This window comes from Pseudomonas sp. JV245A (assembly GCF_032424515.1).
GTDB classification, from domain to species: Bacteria; Pseudomonadota; Gammaproteobacteria; order Pseudomonadales; family Pseudomonadaceae; genus Aquipseudomonas; species Aquipseudomonas protegens.
The window spans coordinates 1-292 of sequence record NZ_VYKE01000625.1 but is presented as its reverse complement, the minus strand read 5'-3'; the positions used below and the strand labels follow the sequence as shown (position 1 = coordinate 292).

The following is a 292-nucleotide window of genomic DNA, read 5'->3' as shown; positions in this document are numbered from 1 at the left end:
ACCTGCAGCGCATCCGTGCGGCCTTCCAGCCGAACCTGTTCTTCAACGCCTACGGCCCCACCGAAACCGTGGTCATGCCCCTGGCCAGCCTGGCGCCGCAGCAGTTGGCCGAAGGCGTGGCCAGCGTTCCCATCGGCAGCATCGTCGGGGCCCGGGTGGCTTACATTCTCGATGCCGATCTGGCGCTGGTGCCCCAAGGGGCGACCGGTGAGCTGTATGTCGGCGGCGCCGGTCTGGCCCAGGGTTATCACCGTCGTCCGGGGATGAGTGCCGAGCGTTTTGTCGCCGATCC

The 292-nt window shown here is 67.8% G+C and carries 1 protein-coding gene; it reads left to right on the top strand.

The annotated features are described in order from the left end of the window. A partial coding sequence (locus F6S12_RS33335) for an AMP-binding protein (protein ID WP_315870065.1) occupies positions 1 to 292 on the top strand: 292 nt, incomplete at both ends.